Below are 16,514 nucleotides of genomic sequence, written 5' to 3'. Positions count from 1 at the left end.
CCTCACAGTTCGTGCGGCCGCAGCAGCAGTTCTCGGATGGTGGAGAGAAACTTTGCGCCTTGGCGTCCGTCGCTGGCTCGGTGGTCGGCGGAGAGCGAAACGGTGACCACCGGGATGGGTTTGATCTCGCCGTCGACGATCCAGGGACGCTGGGTCATCGTGCCCACGCCGACCAGCGCGACCTGCGGTGGATAGATCGCGCCGAAGACGGCCTCGACGCCGTTGTCGCCGAGGTTGGTCACCGTGATGGTCGAGTCCGTGAACTCGGAGCTGCGCAGCTTACCGCTGCGGGTACGCGCCACCAGGTCGACGAGATCGGACTGCAGGGTGTCGAGAGACTTGTCGGGCACGTCATGGATCGCGGGGGCGATCAGTCCGCCGCCCCGTAACGCGATCGCGACTCCCACGTGGACGTCTGCTTGCATCGTGAACTCGTCGTCGGTCCAGAATCCGTTCATCGACGGACATTTGCGCGCGGCGACGGCCACGGCCTTCAAGATCAGGACGGCCGGGAGAAGACGCTCTTCGACCGGGTGTTGGGCGTTGCGTTCGGACAACCACCTCGACGCCGTCTCCATCGGAATCGTCTCGGCGAGGTAGTAGTGCGGTATCTCCCTTTTGGACCGGCTCATCGCCGCAGCGATGGTGCGACGCATTTCTCGTGCTCGACTGTCGGGTGCAGTGGTTTTGGCATGCTGCTCGACGTCGTCCAGTGTTATCGCGCCTCCGGGTCCGGTGCCGCGCAAGCGGTCAGGGTCGAGTCCGAGCTCTCGCGCACGACGCCGGGCGGCGGGGGAGATGCGTACTCGGTTCGAGGCCATGGGGCCGGTCGGGGCCGCAACAGTGGTCGTATGTGGGACGGACGGTGCGGTCGGCCCGGCCGAAGGGGAGGTTCGAGCGGTCACCAGAACCGGTTCGGCAGGCGCTGCGGGTGGGGGCGTCGACGATGGCGCCCCTGCATCGCCTCGTGCCGGTTGTTTCACCGTGGACGGTGTTTCGCCCGGTTCATAGAAAGTGGCCATCACCGTTCCGACCGGAATGGTCTCGCCGACTTCGACTTTCAGCTCGGCGACGGTGCCGTCGTGCCAGGTTTCCACCTCGATTGCGGATTTGGTGGTCTCCACTTCGGCGACGACTTGCCCCTTCTCAACGGTGTCTCCGGGGGCGATCTGCCACTCGGTGAGCTTCGCCTCGTCCATGTCGGCACCGAGTGAGGGAAGCCGGAACTCGATCACGGCGCCTCACCTACTCCGATCCCATGACGGAGCGCACCGCGGCTTCGATTGTCTCTCGTCGTGGGAGTGCGGCCTGTTCGAGCTGGCGCGCGTAGGGGATGGGTACCTCGGCGGTGCAGACACGTGCGGGAGGTGCATCGAGGTCGTAGAAGGCCTGCTCGACGAGTTGGGCCATCACTTCACCGGCGAGGCTGCCGCTGCGCCACCCTTCGTCGACGATCACCGCCCGGTGGGTTCGCGTCACCGACGCCACGACCGTCGCCATGTCGAGCGGTCTGAGCACTCTCAGATCGACTACTTCACAGCTGATCCCGTCCTCGGCAAGCTCGTCGGCGGCCTCCAGTGTCTTGGGCAACGACCCTCCGTAGGTGATCAGGGTGAGGTCGGTGCCCGGTCGCCGGACGGCTGCCGAGGTGATGTCGACATCGAACGGGTCCTCGAGATCGTCGGCGAGGTTGTAGAGCTGTGCATGTTCGAAGATGACGACAGGATCGGGATCTGCCAGGGCCGGTGCGAGCATCCCGCCAGCATCGGCAACGGTCGATGGCGCGAGGACGGTGATGCCCGGGATGTGGGCGTACCAGTTCTCGAAACTGTGGGAGTGTTGGGCAGCGAGCTGACGACCTGCACCCGTGGACATCCGGAGCACGAGCGGGACGGAGAACTGCCCCCCGGACATGTGCCGCAACGCCGCTGCGGTGTTCACCAGCTGATCGAGGGACAGCAGACTGAAGTTGACCGTCATGACCTCGACGATGGGGCGCAAACCGTTCAAAGCGGCGCCGACGCCGACGCCGACGAAACCGAGTTCGGACAGCGGTGCATCCCGAATCCGTTCTGGTCCGAACTCTTCGAGTAGCCCTTTGGTGACCGCGTAAGTACCGCCGTAGCGACCCACGTCCTCACCCATCACGAAGACACGGTCATCGGAGAGAAGCGCCTCTCGATGGGCGTCGCGAAGGGCACCTCGATACGTGGTCTTCACAGCGCCTCCTCGGCGTGTGGCGTGGAAACATCACGCAGGAGGTCATCGACGGGTTCAAGGGTGCCCTTCTCCGCGAACGCCACCGCCGCGTCGACCTCTGCTTCGGCCCGGGTCTTGATCGCCGAGACCTGGTCGTCGGTGAGAAGATCCAACTCTTTCAGTCGTGCGGTGAAGGTCGATATAGGGTCCTTCTTCTTCCATTCGTCCACCTCGGCCTTGTCCCGGTAGAGATCCGGATCGAACATCGAATGCGCGCGGAACCGGTAGGTCAGGAACTCGATGAAGTACGGCCCGCCGGTATCGCGGACATATTCCGCGCCGTGGTCTGCGGCCTCGTGACAGGCCATCACGTCCATACCGTCCACCTGGACAGTGGGCAGGTTGTAGGCCGCGGCCTTGGCCCGTAGATCGGTTTGTGACTGCGCCCGTTCGAGAGCCGTTCCCATCGCGTACCGGTTGTTCTCGCAGCAGAAGAGTATCGGCAGATTCCAGAGTGCTGCCATGTTGACGGATTCATGGAAGGCGCCTTCGGCGACGGCGCCGTCACCGAAGAAGCACGCCGTCACCCGCGTGCGTCCGTGAATCGCCTCGGCCAAGGCGATTCCGACCGCGAGCGGTAGCCCTCCGGCCACGATGGCGTTGCCGCCGAAGAATCGGGTGCGAGAGTCGAACAGGTGCATCGACCCACCGCGTCCGCGTGAGCACCCCTCCTGCTTGCCGAACATCTCCGCCATGATCGCGGTCATGGGTACGCCGTGGATCAATGCATGACCGTGCTCGCGGTACGTTGCAACCACCGCTTCGTCGTCAGTCAAGGCTCGTAGTGCTCCGACCGCGACAGCTTCCTGTCCCACGTACAAGTGCAGGAAGCCACGAATCTTGGTGGCTCCGTACAGTTCTGCTGCGCGTTCCTCCATGCTGCGAATGCGAACCATGTCGCAGAGAAGCCCGTGGAGGAAATCCTGACGATAAGCGCGGATCGCTGACGGGCTGCTCATGATTTCGCCTCGGATGTCGGAATGTGGCCGTCGGACTCCAACGTCGACAAGTCGCCCTCGGGCAGTCCGAGTTCGCGGGCGCGTACCAGTCGCCGCATGATCTTGCCGCTGCGGGTGTGCGGTAGCGCCGCGGCGTACTCGACGTCTTTGGGGGCGACCGCCGCCCCCAGTTTCTTGCGTGCGTGCCCGAGAAGCTCACGACGCAGTGCGTCGTCGAATTCATATCCGTGCTTCAGGGTGACGAACGCCTTGACCATTTCGCCGGTCACCGGAGAGGGCACGCCGATCACCGCGGCCTCGGCCACTGCGGGATGCTCCATCAGCACGTTCTCCACCTCGAATGGGCCGATCAGGTGTCCGGCGGATTTGATGACGTCGTCGGCACGTCCGACGAACCAGTAGTAGCCGTCGGCGTCTCTGGTGGCGAGGTCCCCGGTGAGGTACAGATCGTCGACGAAGCAGTCCCGGTAGCGTTGGGCGTTGTTCAGGTAACTGCGGAACATCGACGGCCACCCTGCGCGAAGGGCCAGTTCCCCGACTTGGTCCGGGGTATCGATGACGGTGACGCGGTGGTCTGCGCTTCGTTGCACGAGGCACGCGTCGACACCCGGTAGCGGCCGTCCCATCGATCCCGGTTTGATGTCGAAAGCCGCCGTGTTGGCGATCATGATGCCGCCGGTCTCGGTCTGCCACCAGTTGTCATGGATCGGCAGCCCGAGGACATCGCGTCCCCACCACACCGCCTCGGGATTCAGCGGTTCGCCCACGCTGGCGACAAACCGCAGATCGGGGTGTGAGAACTTGCGCGCCAGGTCCTCCCCGGCCCTCATCAGCATGCGGATCGCCGTCGGCGCGGTGTACCACACCGACACCTTCTCCTGCTCGAGGATCCGGTACCAACGCTCGGCATCGAAGTCTTCGGGATCGACGATCGAGGTGATGCCGTGCAGTAGTGGCGCGATGATTCCGTACGACGTGCCGGTCACCCAACCGGGGTCGGCTGTGCACCAGTAGATGTCGTCTGGGTGCAGGTCGAGTGCGTAGAAGCCGGTTGCGTAGTGGGTCGCGAGGGCGCCGTGGACGTGGACTGCACCCTTGGGAGTGCCGGTGGTCCCGCTGGTGAAGTGCAGCAGCGCTGGATCGTCTTCGGTGGTCGGGGTCAAGTCGGCGTCGTCAGAGGCCGCGGCCATGAGTTCACTGAAGCTTTCCGTTCCGGAAACCGTAGCGACCGAACCAGATTCGCCGATGACGATGACCCGGCGCAGAGTCGGCATCGTGTCGCGGATCGCCGCCAGCTTCTTGCGATACAGCGACTCGGTGATGAGCAGGACTGCGCCACGGCCGAGCCGAATCCGGGTGGCGATCGGCTCTGGTCCGAACGCGGAGAACAGGGGAGAGACGATCGTGCCGTTGCGGAGAGCGCCCATCACCCCGGCATAGAGTTCCGGGCCGCGGGCGGCGACGACGAACATGACGTCGCCCTTGCCGATGCCGAGTTCGCGGAGCACATTGGTGAACCGCCGGGCCGAGTGCGCCAGCTGGTCATAGGACAGATCGACACTGCCGATCGTGCCGGTCGTGGCCGGGGATCCCATGAACCGTAGCGCGGTTCGAGCGCCGGCCTCGCCGTCGGCGTGGCGGTCGACCGCGGTGTAGGCGATGTTGCACCCGCCGTCGGGGGTTCGCAGCAGGGGGTCTGACCGCGCCCAGCTGAACGTTTCCCGCGTGGCCTGATAGTCGTCGAAATTGGGGCGCACCAGCAGCTCCGCCGGCGTTTTGCGGATGATCTCGGTGGCGGCGTGCGCAGCGGCCGGCTGTCGGGTCATCGTGATGCTCTGGTCAGCGAACCGTCGGCGCTCGGAGCGGCTTCGGGAAGGTCGAGGTCGGCCGCGAGACCGGTGACCGCGCCTCCGTCGACGACGAACTCTGCGCCGGTGGAATATGTCGCCTCGGTGACGATGAACCGGATCATCCGCGCGACTTCATCTGCCTCACCGTAGCGAGGTATCGGCTGATTCATCGTGAGCTCGTCGCCGAGCCCTTCGGTCATCGGGGTGCGGATCGGTCCGGGGTGTACCGAACAGACGCGGATGCCGTCGGCGCTGAGGTCGAGTGAGGCGGCCTTGGTGAGTCCCCGCAATCCCCACTTGCTCGCGACGTAGCCGGCGAGATTCGGATAACCCATCAGTCCCGCTGTCGACGACACGTTGACGATCACCCCCGATCCGCTGCGCCGAAGTTGATCCGCGGCCAGGTGCATACCGAGGTAGGGGCCGACCAGGTTGACCTCGAGAATGCGATGAAACTGATCGGATGTGAAGGTCTCGATGCTGCCGAAGTCGAGAATTCCGGCATTGTTGATCAGAGCGGTCAGGGCCCCGGCACGTTCCTCGGTTCTGGAGAGGACGGCTTGCCAATTGTTCGCGTCTGTGACGTCCAGATACTCGAACATCGCAGTGGGACCGATCGATTCGGCAACGGAATGACCATCGAGAATGTCCGCGATGACCACGGTCATCCCTGCTGAGGCCAACGCACGCGCGGTCGCATCACCGATTCCACGGGCGCCGCCGGTGATCAGAGCGACTCCGGTGTCGGGCTGGTGGTTCTCTGCCATGATTCGCGGCTTTCGTCGGGTGTGGAGAAGGCCCTCATCACCATTCGACTCCCCGAATCCACCCGCCTCTAGTGTCCAATGGCCCACAGTCGTGTGGCCAACGTCGGAGATCGAACCTTATGCCGCTTTCGGGCGGTTCATACTATTCACCTTGGGCCGACTCGGCTACCGGGGCTGATCCGTGCCGAAATCCGGAAGTGATCGGATCAGCCGACGGAGGATAGGTGGTGTTGCCCTGGAGGATCAGGGTCGAATGTCGTGACCCCGGGGCAGGCCGAATCGAAGTCGGCTCCGCAGGGTGCGGCATTGGTCGGCAAGGCGCCTCAGCGGTCGTGTTGCGTCTGCACGGTCGGCCGTCGAGGCGGGGCAGACAGCGGTTCGGACGAAGTACTGCTGCCATGGCCGCGGATTCTAATCAATCATCCTGTTGCGCCGAATCATTCATGTGAGGGAGTGGACCTCGTACGGGTCCAACCTCGGCCCGCCGGGCAGGTGCGTCCACGGTGACCCGAGATCGGATCGCGCCTCCCAGTGCGATCAAGGCGACACCTATACCGACGCAGGCGGCCTGCATGAAGCTGTAGGTGCGGATGACGAGGAGTTGGATGATGATCCACCCGATGAGCCAGCCTCCTGCCACCACCGACACCCACACCGCGCGGGTGTCGGACTTTCGATACAGCAACCAGGCCGCGACGGACATCGGCACTCCAACGAACACGGCCAACGCGACGCCGGCCAAGACCGGACTATCCAGCGGCAGGCGGGAATTGATGGTCTCACCGAAATCAGTACCGCCACCGATCAGGCCCACGGCACCGGCGAAGGCGAACAGCGCGGTCAGCGAGGTCAGCAAAACGGCTGCTCTCCGGAAGACACCGGATCGCTGGGTGCGAGCCTCGTTGTTGTCGGTCATCTGGTCGTACCTCGGTGGCGTAGAGCTTCCCTCACTACAGCGTGCTCGCGACGTCGCCTCGACATCAGGGCCTGAAGTCACCTCTCGACGGCTACCGACCGGATCACCGGCGGCTTGGTCGAGGTCGACGTCGAGATGAAGGACTGCACCCTCACGTCGAGTCCAGCGGGACCATCCCTGGTCGCGGACCAGCTGCAGCATGCGTGTGTTCTCGGCGAGGATATCTGCGGTGAGTTCGTGATATCCGCTTTCACGGGCCCAGATCGCCAGATGGTAAAGCAGTTCGGTACCCACTCCGTGGTCCTGGTGATCGTGTGCGACAACCATCGCAACCTCACCACTCTCGGTCCCGTTTGACTGGCCATCACGCTGTGGTGCCGGGCCCACCGTCACCAAGTACGCGACCCCGATCAGCCGCGTCCCGGTGAACGCACCGAGCGCGAGATGCCGGCCATCTTGTGCGCAGATGTCCGCTGCCAGGACAGCGAGATCACCCGGGCGCAGCGCGAAGAACCGAAAGTAGGTCTCGCGATCACCCATCTGTTGGTGCAGCGCGACAACCGACGCCTGGTCGGCCGGCTGCAATGGGCGGATGAGCAGGTCGGTGGGGGTACTCGTGGGGGAGAAGCCCGCACCGGCCTGTTCGGCCGCAGACCGCGCGTCGTCCGTCATACGTCCATGGAAATCTGGCGTCTGGAGCCGAGCTAGGGCCGATTGCCATGCAACGAGTGCCCTAAGACTCACGGAGTGGACTCTCGTCTTTGCGGCAGATGGGCCGGATTCACCGTTTTCCTACGAGTGAAGTCGGTCGCTGCTACGCCGATCGCTGGAAAGTGACTCGCCGCGTCCGGCAGCTCCATGGTTGCGTAGGGACACTGCAGTGGCAGCATCTGACAGTAATGGCGTCATCTGCCGGACAGGCGTACTCTCGCCACATGAGCGCACCGTCGGGCTGGCGTGAACGGCGGCAGCAGAGTGCCATGCTCGACATCTCCGACACCGCGCTGGACATGTTCGCCGAGCACGGCTTCGTCGAAACGACAATCGTCGATGTCGCGCAGGCTGCCGGCGTGTCCGAGCGCACGTTTCACCGATATTTCCCCACCAAAGGGCACGCCATCGCCCCCGCTCTCGATGCCGGCTGGCAGGACTATGTGGACAGGTTCGCCGGCCGACCTCACTCTGAGTCAGTGGTAGACGGGCTTGTCGACTCGCTTGAGTCGGTGCTGGACGGACCCCATGGCCGGCGGCACGCGACGTTTCTCAAGTCTCTGCCGAACTCACCGATGCTCGCGCCCGCCTGGCTGAGTGTGCATGATCGATGCCGCGCGGCGTTGCAGCCAGTGTTGGCCCGCCGACTCCAGCTCGACCCCGATGGAGACCGTGCCGAGTTCGTGGCCGCTTGTGTGATCGCCGCCAATCGGGTGGCCGTCGAACGCTGGTCACGAGATCCGCGCCAGGCAATCGCCGCCACGGTGCGGACCTGTCTCGACACCATGCGCCCACTGTTGACCCCCGATCCCGGGTGTCGCACCCTCACAGAAAGCAGGACACCATGACAACCGCTGGAACACTGGCTGGCCGAGTCGCCTTCATCACCGGTGCCGCGCGTGGTCAGGGACGCGCCGAGGCCGTCGCTCTCGCCAAGCACGGCGTCGACGTCATCCTCACGGATATATGCGCGTCGCCAGCCGAGACCGATTATCCCGCAACGACTCCCGAAGACTTGGAAGAGACGGTAGCCCTCGTCGAGAAGGCCGGGCAGCGCGCGGTGCACGCAGTGGCCGATGTGCGCGACCTGGGCGCAATGGAGGCGTTGGTGGCACGAGGGGTTGCGGAGTTGGGGCGACTGGACATCGTGGTCGCGAACGCCGGCATCGTCAGTTGGGGACGATTCTGGGAGATGACCCCGGAGCGCTGGCGGGACATGATCGACATCAATTTGACTGGCGTCTTCAACACGCTGCGCGCTGCGGCTCCGGTCATGATCGAACTCGGGAACGGTGGCTCGATCATCGCGACCAGCTCGGTGGCCGGGATCAAGTCGCTACCCGGACAAGCCCACTACAGCGCCGCCAAGCACGGTGTCGTCGGACTGGTGAAATCAGCCGCGATAGAACTGGCTCCGTACAAGATCCGCGTCAACTCTATCCACCCCTGGGGCGTAAACACCCCGATGGGAGCAATGGGCGCCGACGGAGAGAAGGTATTCGCCGACAACCCCTCTTACAGCGCCGCCATGGGCCAGTACTGGTTCGATCCGCCGATTTCAGAACCTGAGGACATCGCCAACACCGTTGTCTTTCTGGCCGGCGACGAATCCCGCACCATCACCGGGATTCAGCTACCGATAGACCACGGCGCAACCAAGATCTGACCCTACGCGCTCCACGGGATCGATCCGGGTTCGATTGTCTTCCACAGGCAACGGTCGGCCATTGGCTGGCTCAGATTCCAGTGGTAGACGATTCGGCGTTGCTCGCCCCCGGACACTTCCTACCCCCGCTTTCGGGGAGCAGGTCCTCGAAAGCGGTCCCTCAGCGACGCAGTGCGGCCATGACCTGATCGGCCATCGCCTGCTGGCCACGTGTGTTGGCGTGCATCGCCGGGAAGCTGACCGCACCCAACGTCGGCTCGACCCATCGCCGATCGCCCGCGCAGGCGTCGTGGCCGGTGGAGACCTTGGTCATGTCGACATAGGTTGCGTGCGTGGCTGCGGCGGCGCGGCGCATGGCGTCGTTGAGGGCAGCGAAGGCCCGGTGCAGGTATTCGATGTCTCCGGGCGCCGTAAGCAAAGACACCGAGCAGAGCGCAGTGCCCACGGCCGGGAAGATCTGCGGATACCCGACGAGGAGGACGCGGGCGCGCGGCGCGGCGCGGTTGATGTGGCGCAACGCGTTCACGAGGTCGGGGTACGTCGAGGAGTTGATCTTGTCGACCAACGAGGTCCCGAACTCATCGCGGCATGGGGCCGCCGACAACGGCGCGGACAGCCAGGCCTGCTGGCAGGCCGAGGTCGAGTAGTTGAACAGCCCGTTGTTGTTTGCGCCGATCGTCAGGGTGATCAAGCGGGTCGCCGGTCCCACCGCGCTGATCTGCGGCCCCTGCCACCGGTACTGCGACCGGTTCAGGTTCTCGGTCGTCGCGCCTGCGCAACTGACGTCGGCGACCGGGGTCCCGTGTCGCTTGGCGACGAGGTGGGAGTAGTTGACCAGCGAGTTCGAGCAGAAGGTTGCCGCACTCGTCGCCTGGGGGAACACCGATGCGCCTGCGCTGTAGCTGTCACCGAGATTCACGAACGGGTATCCGTCCGCTGCCTGGGCCCCGCCCGCCTGGGCGAGTCCGCCAACGAGAGCGACGGCGGTGGCCGCCGCGGTCAGCACGGTTCGGATGCCGAGGCGTCGGTGGGGCCTGCGGCCGTACGGCAAGGGCATCCGGAACTCCAGATCGTGGTGCTCAAGTGACTGATGTTGTTAGTTGAATCTAACATACGGGCCGACAAACCCACGATCGGCGTCCGCATTTACGGGGATAGCCCAATCGAGACACCCGTAACATTTTCGTCGCTGGTGACGAAACTCGTCGCACCACAATGATGCATTCGCGCGTCAGGTTGACATATGGAGAAGTCGAGTCTTCTCATCTGTTTCGACTCGTCTTCTTTAATTGGTAACGGGACGTGTTGATGTAGGGCGAGTAACTTAGCCCCGCGCGCGACCGGTCGTGTAAGGTCCGGCCGGGCCGTGGTGGGACACGGATCATTGGATGACGTCGCCGACGCGGTACACACAGCTAGCCGCAGCCCTACATTGGGGGAATGGCTAAAGACTGGAAAGATGAGGTCGCGCGAGCACGAGCTGCGCTTACTGTCGCGGCAATGCGTAGAACGTTGCTGACTTATAAAGAGCTCGGAACGGCGATCGGCATGAGTGGAGTCGAGCTACGCAATAGGTTGCCGCGCGTCCTCGACGCGTTGTCGGATGAGTGCAATCACGCGGGGGAGCCTTCCCTCGCAGCGCTGGTGGTGAATGCCGACACCGGCAAGCCAGGCGCGGATGGTCGGACGGGGTACGACCTTGGCACACTGAAGTCAGGAGGGTATTCGTCCACCACTCCAGCTGACACAGTCCCAACTAGAACTGTTCGATGTACGCCGAGAAGCACCGGCACGCCGAGGAGTTGTATATCCGACGTACTGCGGCTCAGCGCGGTGCACCTACACTCAGACGTGCCCTTTTATGTGTCGATGACAACGCCACGACGAACTACTTCGGCTGCACTGACGGCATACGCATGAGCAGCACTCTGACGCGTGGACGCACGCAGGTGACCCCGTACGGCCATCACCCTGATGAAACGACGAACGGTTGCGCCATCGCAGCACTATTCGCGGCACTCGCGGGAATTGTGCCGGCCGCGATCGTTCTCGCGTGGATTGCGATCCGCGAGACAGCACGACGACCGCACGAGCAAGGCTTCGGCTTAGCCGTCGCTGCCATCGTCATCGCTGTCGTTGAGATAGCGGTTGTGGTCGTGTTGCTATTCAGTGTTGGTCTGCCGTTTGGCGATTGGACGGCTCAGTAGCGTGCCCGTAACTCGTCGCGAAGGCTCGCGCGTCACCCTCACCGCGGACCCAGTCCACTTGCCCAAACCTGAAGAAACGACGAACCTTTGTGCCTGCCTCGCACTGTTCGCCGCGCTCCTGGGCCTGATCCCGGTCACTGTTGTGTTCGCGTTCATTGCGTTCTCCGAAGTCCAAAGACGGCCGTACGAACGCGGCGCTGGCATTGCGATCTCGGCGCTTCTCATCGCCATCGTGGAGATCATCGCAACCCTCATTGCGCTTCGACATTTCGGCCTTCCACCCTTCAACGGTTAGGGGTACGTGAGTGGCAACACTTATGTCACATCACCGTGAGAGGTGTTCTCCCCCTGCGTCATTCAGCCGGTAGCGAGACGTGTTGAAGTATGACGAGTAACAGGGGGCGGGCCTAGACAGGCTCAGTCCGTACGTTACGGACTAGAACCCGCCCAGTGTGAGTTCCAGCTGACAACGGACTCGGGAGCCAGGCGGCAACCACTGACGTGGCGCCACTCCAACCCAGGGTAGTGATCTTTGCTTAGCATCGGGGGAACGGTCAGAACCCAAAGGTGCTGACTCGCATCTGTTTTCACTCGTCCTTGTTCATCGCCGATTTTACGTTATGTCATCACTGCAGCTACCAGGACAGCCGATTGGCGGGGCCTTCGATGGCCGTCCCCGCCCAAGGCGATCTGACAGAGGGGGGTGCCCGGGCGACCTAGGCGGTTCTCGCGAGGAGTGGGCGAGATCTAAACGCTCTTCCGGATCTCAGTCGCCTCCTTCCTTCGTTGCTCCCCACGAGTCCGTTAGCTGAGCGTGTATAGCGATTGCCCGTTTGCGGCGTATGCAGTTTCGGCGTCTCTGGCGACCAGCGCGGTGACACTGCTGATGGTGCTGCGTTGTTCCCAGTGTGTGCCGTCTGGGCTGCGCCAGACGGTGTTGGCGGTGTCAATGCCCCAGAGCGTGCCATCGGGTGCGGCCGCCAGGAGGGCTAGGGCCGGCGCATCGGGGACGATTGTGAAGGTCTGGGCGTCGTCGGTGCTGTGTTGCAGCCCTGCGGGGGTGGTCGCCCAGACGCCGTGGTCGGTGATCGTGAGTGCTGCTGCGGCCAGGGACGCGCCGGTGTTCCAGCTTGTCCCGTCGTCGGTCGATACGAGCAGGCGGTTGATTCCGTCGAAGCCTACGAGTAGTTGTCCGTTGGTGGCGAGCGCGTGGAAGTCGATTTGGCCGGCCACCGATCTCGGTGTCCATGTCTGCCCGCCATCTTCGCTGGCGACGAGTCCCAGCGGGTTGGGTGCCGAGCTCCGCGGGCTGGGATGGCCGGAGGCGAAGAGCCGATCAGAGCCGGGTACCCCGGTCAGTCCCATGAAGTCGTCGTCGGAGACGCCGACCCGGCTGGTGGTTCCGTCTGCGGTGAGGGCGACTACGCCGGTGTGAGTTCCGGCGAGGATCGTGCCGTCGGCGCGGATGTGCAGGGCGTGAAGGTGGTCGAGTTCTGGGGTCAGTGTTGCGACTATCTCTGGTGAGGTTGCCGACGTCGGTGGGGATGTGGGTTGTTCCTGGGTGGCACAACCGCTCAGCACAGTCAGCGTGGCGATGACTACGACCGCAACAGTGCGGATGGACAGGCTCGAGACAGGCAAGCGGCTAGGACTTTCGTGTGGATAGGGCCGAGTTCGGGCGTGGCGTCTCTGGGTGGTGTGGGTGATCGGCGATAGCGGCGAGACCGGGATCGAGGGTCGGTAGAGAGCCACCCTGGCCCTCTGGGGCGTCGTGGTCGTGGTCACGACATCTGGATGGGGATGGAAGCCTGCGAAGGTTGTTGGCCGCAATGTCTTTGGAGGACGAGGGAGGCAAGGACGGTACCGAGGTGGTGACGCGCCCCGGCGAGGTCGCCGATCGCAGCGAGGTGGCGGACGAGACCGATGTGTGCGGCGAGGTGGCGGCGTCGGTTCGAGGTGACGCTGAAGTGATGGGCGCGGTGGAAGAACTGGTGGGCCGAGTATGGCGTGGGTGCCCGGTAGACGTCGCGCATGGCATGCAGATACTGACGACGGTGGTCGTCCGGGGGCGAGTGCGTCCCCCTCGGGTTCTCGGTCACAGCGCATCCCTCGAACTAGTACGCGCAGGCTGGGTCAACCCGCGTCATCTAACTACTATAGGGCCTAGTAATTGGCGGCGCGGTGGGTGCTGGAGTTGCGGCGTCACGGACGAGCCCCTGGGGCATACTGGCTGGTGGTGCAGGTGGCGGACCGCCGGGAAGGTGTATTGAGCGTGGGTCTCAGCGAGCACGACGGCGGGCGTCGAGGATCGAGGCGAACGATGGGTGAGCATCCATGAGTGCAGCGGTGGTGCTAGTTGTTGCCGCAGGTGTGCTGGGCTGGCTGTGGCCTCGATGGATGGTTCGGGTGCAGGGCCGTATCGATGCTCGTTGGGTGTTGGTGGCCTGGCCGGCCGCGCAGGTCGTGTTTGCGTTGTTGTGGGTGGGAGCTGTTGTGACGCTGGCGGTTCCCGGTCATTTCGGCATCCATTCGTTGTCTGAGGTGGTGTCGTGTCTGCGGGTGTTGTCACACGGCGCATCCCCGCGGGTGGAAGCGATCTCTGGTGGCGTGCTGGCGGTGGTGACCGTGGCAGCGATTGTCCGAGCGGTGACGATCGCGGTGCGATCGGCGGTGCGGATGCGTGGTGCTCGTGAGGAGTATCTTCAGTCGTTGCGGTTGGTGGGCGCCCGCAGTGAGCGCTATCCCGATGTGTGGTGGCTCGCCGACGGGCGGCCGATGGCGTTTTGTCTGCCGGGCAAGGATGCCGGCATTGCCGCCACGACCGGGTTGCAGGCGGCGTTGTCCGGTGAGGAACTCGATGCCGTCGTTGCTCATGAGCGCGCACACCGGCGGCAACGTCATCACACCGTGGTGTTGGCGGCCCGCGCTCTCGGGCGTGCGTTCCCGCTGATTCCGTTGTTCAGCCGCGCGGGCCGTGAGGTCGCCGGCTTGGTCGAGCAAGCCGCCGATGCCCGCGCGGCCCAGCTGGTGGGTGCGCGGGCGGTCTGCTCGGCGTTGGGAACGTTGGCCCGTTCGGGACCTGTAGCGGGCCCGGTGGGTGTGTTGTCGATCAGCGATTCGTCGTCGGTGGGGCCTCGGTTGAGCCGCTTGGACTCCGGTCACCGGTGCCGGTCGCGACGTCATCATGTGGGTGCTGCCGCGGCGGTGGCTGGTGTGGTGGCGGTGCCGACCACGCTAGCGGTGTCCGGTGTCGTCTCGGCGATGGTGATCGCGATGTGTGTGTAGCCGAGACCGACCCGGGCAGGTCCGACCGCTAGGGGTTGTTGAGAAGCTGCTGCATCCTCGCAATTTCGCTCTCCTGATCAGTGACGATCTGACGTGCCAGAGCGATCGCCTCGGGCGATTGGCCGTCTTGAATCTCGGTCTTGGCCATGGCGATGGCGCCGCGATGGTGTTCGATCATCTGCGTCAGGAACAGGCGCGACGCCTCGGCTCCTTGCGCGTCGCGTAGCTGCTGCATCTGTTCTGGCGACATCATGCCCATCATCGACGGCATCGGGGAGGAACCCGGCGCCATCGACGTACCCATGTCCATGTTGTGTCCCTGGCCCTCGAGTGGGGCTCCCCATTGCTTCAGCCACGACTGCATCTGCTCGATCTCAGGCTGCTGAGCGTCTTTGATCTGCTGGGCCAGACTGACGACCTGGGGGTTGATGTTGTCCTTCTCCAACAGGATGTCGCTCATCATGATCGCCTGGGTGTGGTGCGGGATCATCTGCTGGGCGAACGAGATGTCCGCGCTGTTGTGTTCGGCAGAGGCCGCCGCTGACGATTCGGTACTGACCGTGCTGGTACCCATCCCCGACATCGAGGAATGATCCTCAGTCGAGGTGTCCGAACACGCGGCCACCACTGTCAGAACAGCCGCCGCGGCAGCAACGACGACACCGGTTCGTGTGACTCTCATCGATCTCCTCCTCAAGAGTGATACTTCGCCACCGCCCGGCGGCGCTTCGATAACAATTCTACTAACACCGATAGTAGTTAGTCGCCTGCCCGCACCCACAAAACGGGCGGTGAACTGCGCAAACAAAGCCACCAATGCCCGATTAGTTCGCTTCGTAGTGGAGCCGCGTGTGACTGGTGGGGCACAAGTGACTTGTGGTGTGATCTCGCGGGTACACGCATGGCACTCGTGCGTGGGTCTACGACGTCCGCGGGAAAGGTCCGACCGCATGCAGATGGTGTTGACATCGCTACGGGTCAAGGCGGGGCAGCAGTGGGGCCCCAAAGCGCTGGGGGTGGCAGCGGCGGTGTGTGTGGGTGTTGCGCCTGTGATTGCCACCGCACCGGCGGCGGCCTCGACCGATGGACATGTGGCCGGGGAGCTGATCGCGATCGTGCAGGACTCGGTGAAGGCCGCTTTGGGTGGTGCCGCGGCTGCGAATTTGGGGAAGCCGATCACGCAGACGGCGTCCTGCCTGGGCGCTCAGGCCCAGTCGGGCAGCGTCGGCGATGCGGGCAGTGCAGCCGCACTGCAGTGCTTCGGCACGTTTTCGCTCATTGATCCGATAGACGGGTTCCGGATCATCGACGCGTTACCGCTGGCTCGGCTGGTAGCCACCCTGATCGCCGCAATCGTGCCGCACGATCCGAACGAGCCGCATGGCCCCCAGCCGCAGGAACCCGGAACGCCGACACCGCTGCTGCCCGGTAGTGGCGGTGCGGTGGCGCCGACTGCGGGCGAGATCACGTCCACCTTCGGTGACGGACGGGGCCATCAGGGCATTGATATCGGCAATGATCTGGGCGCGCCCATTGTCGCGATAGCTGACGGGGAGGTCATCACCTCCGGACCTGCCGAGGGGTTCGGGTTGTGGATGCGGATCCGGCACGATGACGGCACGATCACCACCTACGGCCACAACGACGAGAATCTGCTCGAGCAGGGCGCGCGAGTACGGATGGGCCAATCGATCGCCACAGTGGGCAACCGTGGGGTCTCGACCGGCCCGCATCTGCATTTCGAGGTTCTCGACCCGACGGGAGTCAACGTCGATCCGGCACAGTGGCTGGCCGATCGCGGGGTGGTTCTGGCGATGGCCGCTGATGCAGACGCCCGCGCGCCGGGGCCGGTGGTGCCGCAGTGGGTCGGCGAACCACGCCTGTGACGAACCCG

Annotated in this window: 16 protein-coding genes; 6 read left to right on the top strand and 10 right to left on the bottom strand. The window is 64.2% G+C overall.

Annotated elements, in window-relative coordinates:
• Window positions 1-2 precede the first annotated feature (2 nt).
• The 6 genes from GAA2_RS11125 to GAA2_RS11100 all read right to left on the bottom strand — a co-directional run bounded on the left by GAA2_RS11125 (window position 3) and on the right by GAA2_RS11100 (window position 7,423).
• Window positions 3-1,235, bottom strand: coding sequence for a dihydrolipoamide acetyltransferase family protein (locus GAA2_RS11125; RefSeq protein ID WP_024499296.1), 1,233 nt, complete (start codon window positions 1,233-1,235; stop codon window positions 3-5).
• A 10-nt stretch (window positions 1,236-1,245) separates the two neighbouring features.
• Window positions 1,246-2,220: an alpha-ketoacid dehydrogenase subunit beta gene (locus tag GAA2_RS11120; protein WP_024499297.1), complete on the bottom strand. Its 975-nt coding sequence runs from the start codon at window positions 2,218-2,220 to the stop codon at window positions 1,246-1,248.
• A complete protein-coding gene (gene pdhA / locus GAA2_RS11115) occupies window positions 2,217-3,218 on the bottom strand; it encodes a pyruvate dehydrogenase (acetyl-transferring) E1 component subunit alpha (protein ID WP_024499298.1) in 1,002 nt (333 codons plus the stop codon). The genes GAA2_RS11120 and pdhA overlap by 4 nt, the downstream gene beginning before the upstream one ends.
• Window positions 3,215-5,044 carry an acetate--CoA ligase gene (gene acsA / locus GAA2_RS11110; RefSeq protein ID WP_035760599.1) on the bottom strand — a complete coding sequence of 610 codons (1,830 nt, stop codon included), beginning with the start codon at window positions 5,042-5,044 and terminating at the stop codon, window positions 3,215-3,217. Before acsA ends, pdhA begins: the two co-directional genes overlap by 4 nt.
• Window positions 5,041-5,835, bottom strand: coding sequence for an SDR family NAD(P)-dependent oxidoreductase (locus GAA2_RS11105; RefSeq protein ID WP_096274053.1), 795 nt, complete (start codon window positions 5,833-5,835; stop codon window positions 5,041-5,043). The genes acsA and GAA2_RS11105 overlap by 4 nt, the downstream gene beginning before the upstream one ends.
• A gap of 415 nt (window positions 5,836-6,250) precedes the next feature.
• A complete protein-coding gene (locus tag GAA2_RS11100; RefSeq protein WP_024499301.1) occupies window positions 6,251-7,423 on the bottom strand; it encodes a GNAT family N-acetyltransferase in 1,173 nt (390 codons plus the stop codon).
• Between the two features lie 263 nt (window positions 7,424-7,686).
• Here GAA2_RS11100 and GAA2_RS11095 point away from each other — a divergent pair, with 263 nt between their 5' ends.
• Window positions 7,687-8,310, top strand: coding sequence for a TetR family transcriptional regulator (locus GAA2_RS11095; protein WP_157753396.1), 624 nt, complete (start codon window positions 7,687-7,689; stop codon window positions 8,308-8,310).
• On the top strand, window positions 8,307-9,128 hold the full coding sequence (locus GAA2_RS11090) for a mycofactocin-coupled SDR family oxidoreductase (protein WP_024499303.1): 822 nt from the start codon (window positions 8,307-8,309) through the stop codon (window positions 9,126-9,128). Before GAA2_RS11095 ends, GAA2_RS11090 begins: the two co-directional genes overlap by 4 nt.
• 160 nt (window positions 9,129-9,288) lie before the next feature.
• On the opposite strand, the gene GAA2_RS11085 is transcribed toward GAA2_RS11090, so the two are convergent.
• On the bottom strand, window positions 9,289-10,185 hold the full coding sequence (locus GAA2_RS11085) for an SGNH/GDSL hydrolase family protein (protein ID WP_024499304.1): 897 nt from the start codon (window positions 10,183-10,185) through the stop codon (window positions 9,289-9,291).
• 712 nt (window positions 10,186-10,897) lie between these two features.
• Between GAA2_RS11085 and GAA2_RS11080 the strand changes: the two genes are divergently transcribed.
• Window positions 10,898-11,335, top strand: coding sequence for a hypothetical protein (locus GAA2_RS11080; RefSeq protein WP_084811750.1), 438 nt, complete (start codon window positions 10,898-10,900; stop codon window positions 11,333-11,335).
• Window positions 11,336-11,393: 58 nt separating this feature from the next.
• On the top strand, window positions 11,394-11,630 hold the full coding sequence (locus GAA2_RS11075) for a hypothetical protein (RefSeq protein WP_074852728.1): 237 nt from the start codon (window positions 11,394-11,396) through the stop codon (window positions 11,628-11,630).
• Between the two features lie 509 nt (window positions 11,631-12,139).
• Here the strand turns inward: GAA2_RS11075 and GAA2_RS11070 are convergent.
• Together GAA2_RS11070 and GAA2_RS11065 are read right to left on the bottom strand one after the other, a co-directional pair.
• Window positions 12,140-12,976 (bottom strand): F510_1955 family glycosylhydrolase, encoded by an 837-nt coding sequence (locus GAA2_RS11070; protein WP_024499307.1) that lies wholly within the window; start codon window positions 12,974-12,976, stop codon window positions 12,140-12,142.
• Window positions 12,977-13,116: 140 nt separating this feature from the next.
• Window positions 13,117-13,434 (bottom strand): hypothetical protein, encoded by a 318-nt coding sequence (locus GAA2_RS11065; RefSeq protein ID WP_024499308.1) that lies wholly within the window; start codon window positions 13,432-13,434, stop codon window positions 13,117-13,119.
• A 526-nt stretch (window positions 13,435-13,960) separates the two neighbouring features.
• On the opposite strand from GAA2_RS11065, the gene GAA2_RS11060 reads away from it, so the two are divergent.
• Entirely contained in the window at window positions 13,961-14,620 is a 660-nt protein-coding gene (locus GAA2_RS11060) for a M56 family metallopeptidase (RefSeq protein WP_262411031.1), read from the top strand.
• A 28-nt stretch (window positions 14,621-14,648) separates the two neighbouring features.
• Here GAA2_RS11060 and GAA2_RS11055 read toward each other — a convergent pair whose 3' ends face one another.
• Window positions 14,649-15,302 (bottom strand): DUF305 domain-containing protein, encoded by a 654-nt coding sequence (locus GAA2_RS11055; protein ID WP_024499309.1) that lies wholly within the window; start codon window positions 15,300-15,302, stop codon window positions 14,649-14,651.
• A 268-nt stretch (window positions 15,303-15,570) separates the two neighbouring features.
• Here GAA2_RS11055 and GAA2_RS11050 point away from each other — a divergent pair, with 268 nt between their 5' ends.
• Window positions 15,571-16,506 carry a M23 family metallopeptidase gene (locus tag GAA2_RS11050; RefSeq protein WP_024499310.1) on the top strand — a complete coding sequence of 312 codons (936 nt, stop codon included), beginning with the start codon at window positions 15,571-15,573 and terminating at the stop codon, window positions 16,504-16,506.
• Window positions 16,507-16,514: the final 8 nt, after the last annotated feature.

Source organism: Gordonia ajococcus (assembly GCF_012974285.1).
In the GTDB taxonomy this organism is placed as follows: domain Bacteria; phylum Actinomycetota; class Actinomycetes; order Mycobacteriales; family Mycobacteriaceae; genus Gordonia; species Gordonia amicalis.
Note: the sequence above shows the minus strand (reverse complement) of the source record. Positions and strands in the feature narration are given on the sequence as shown.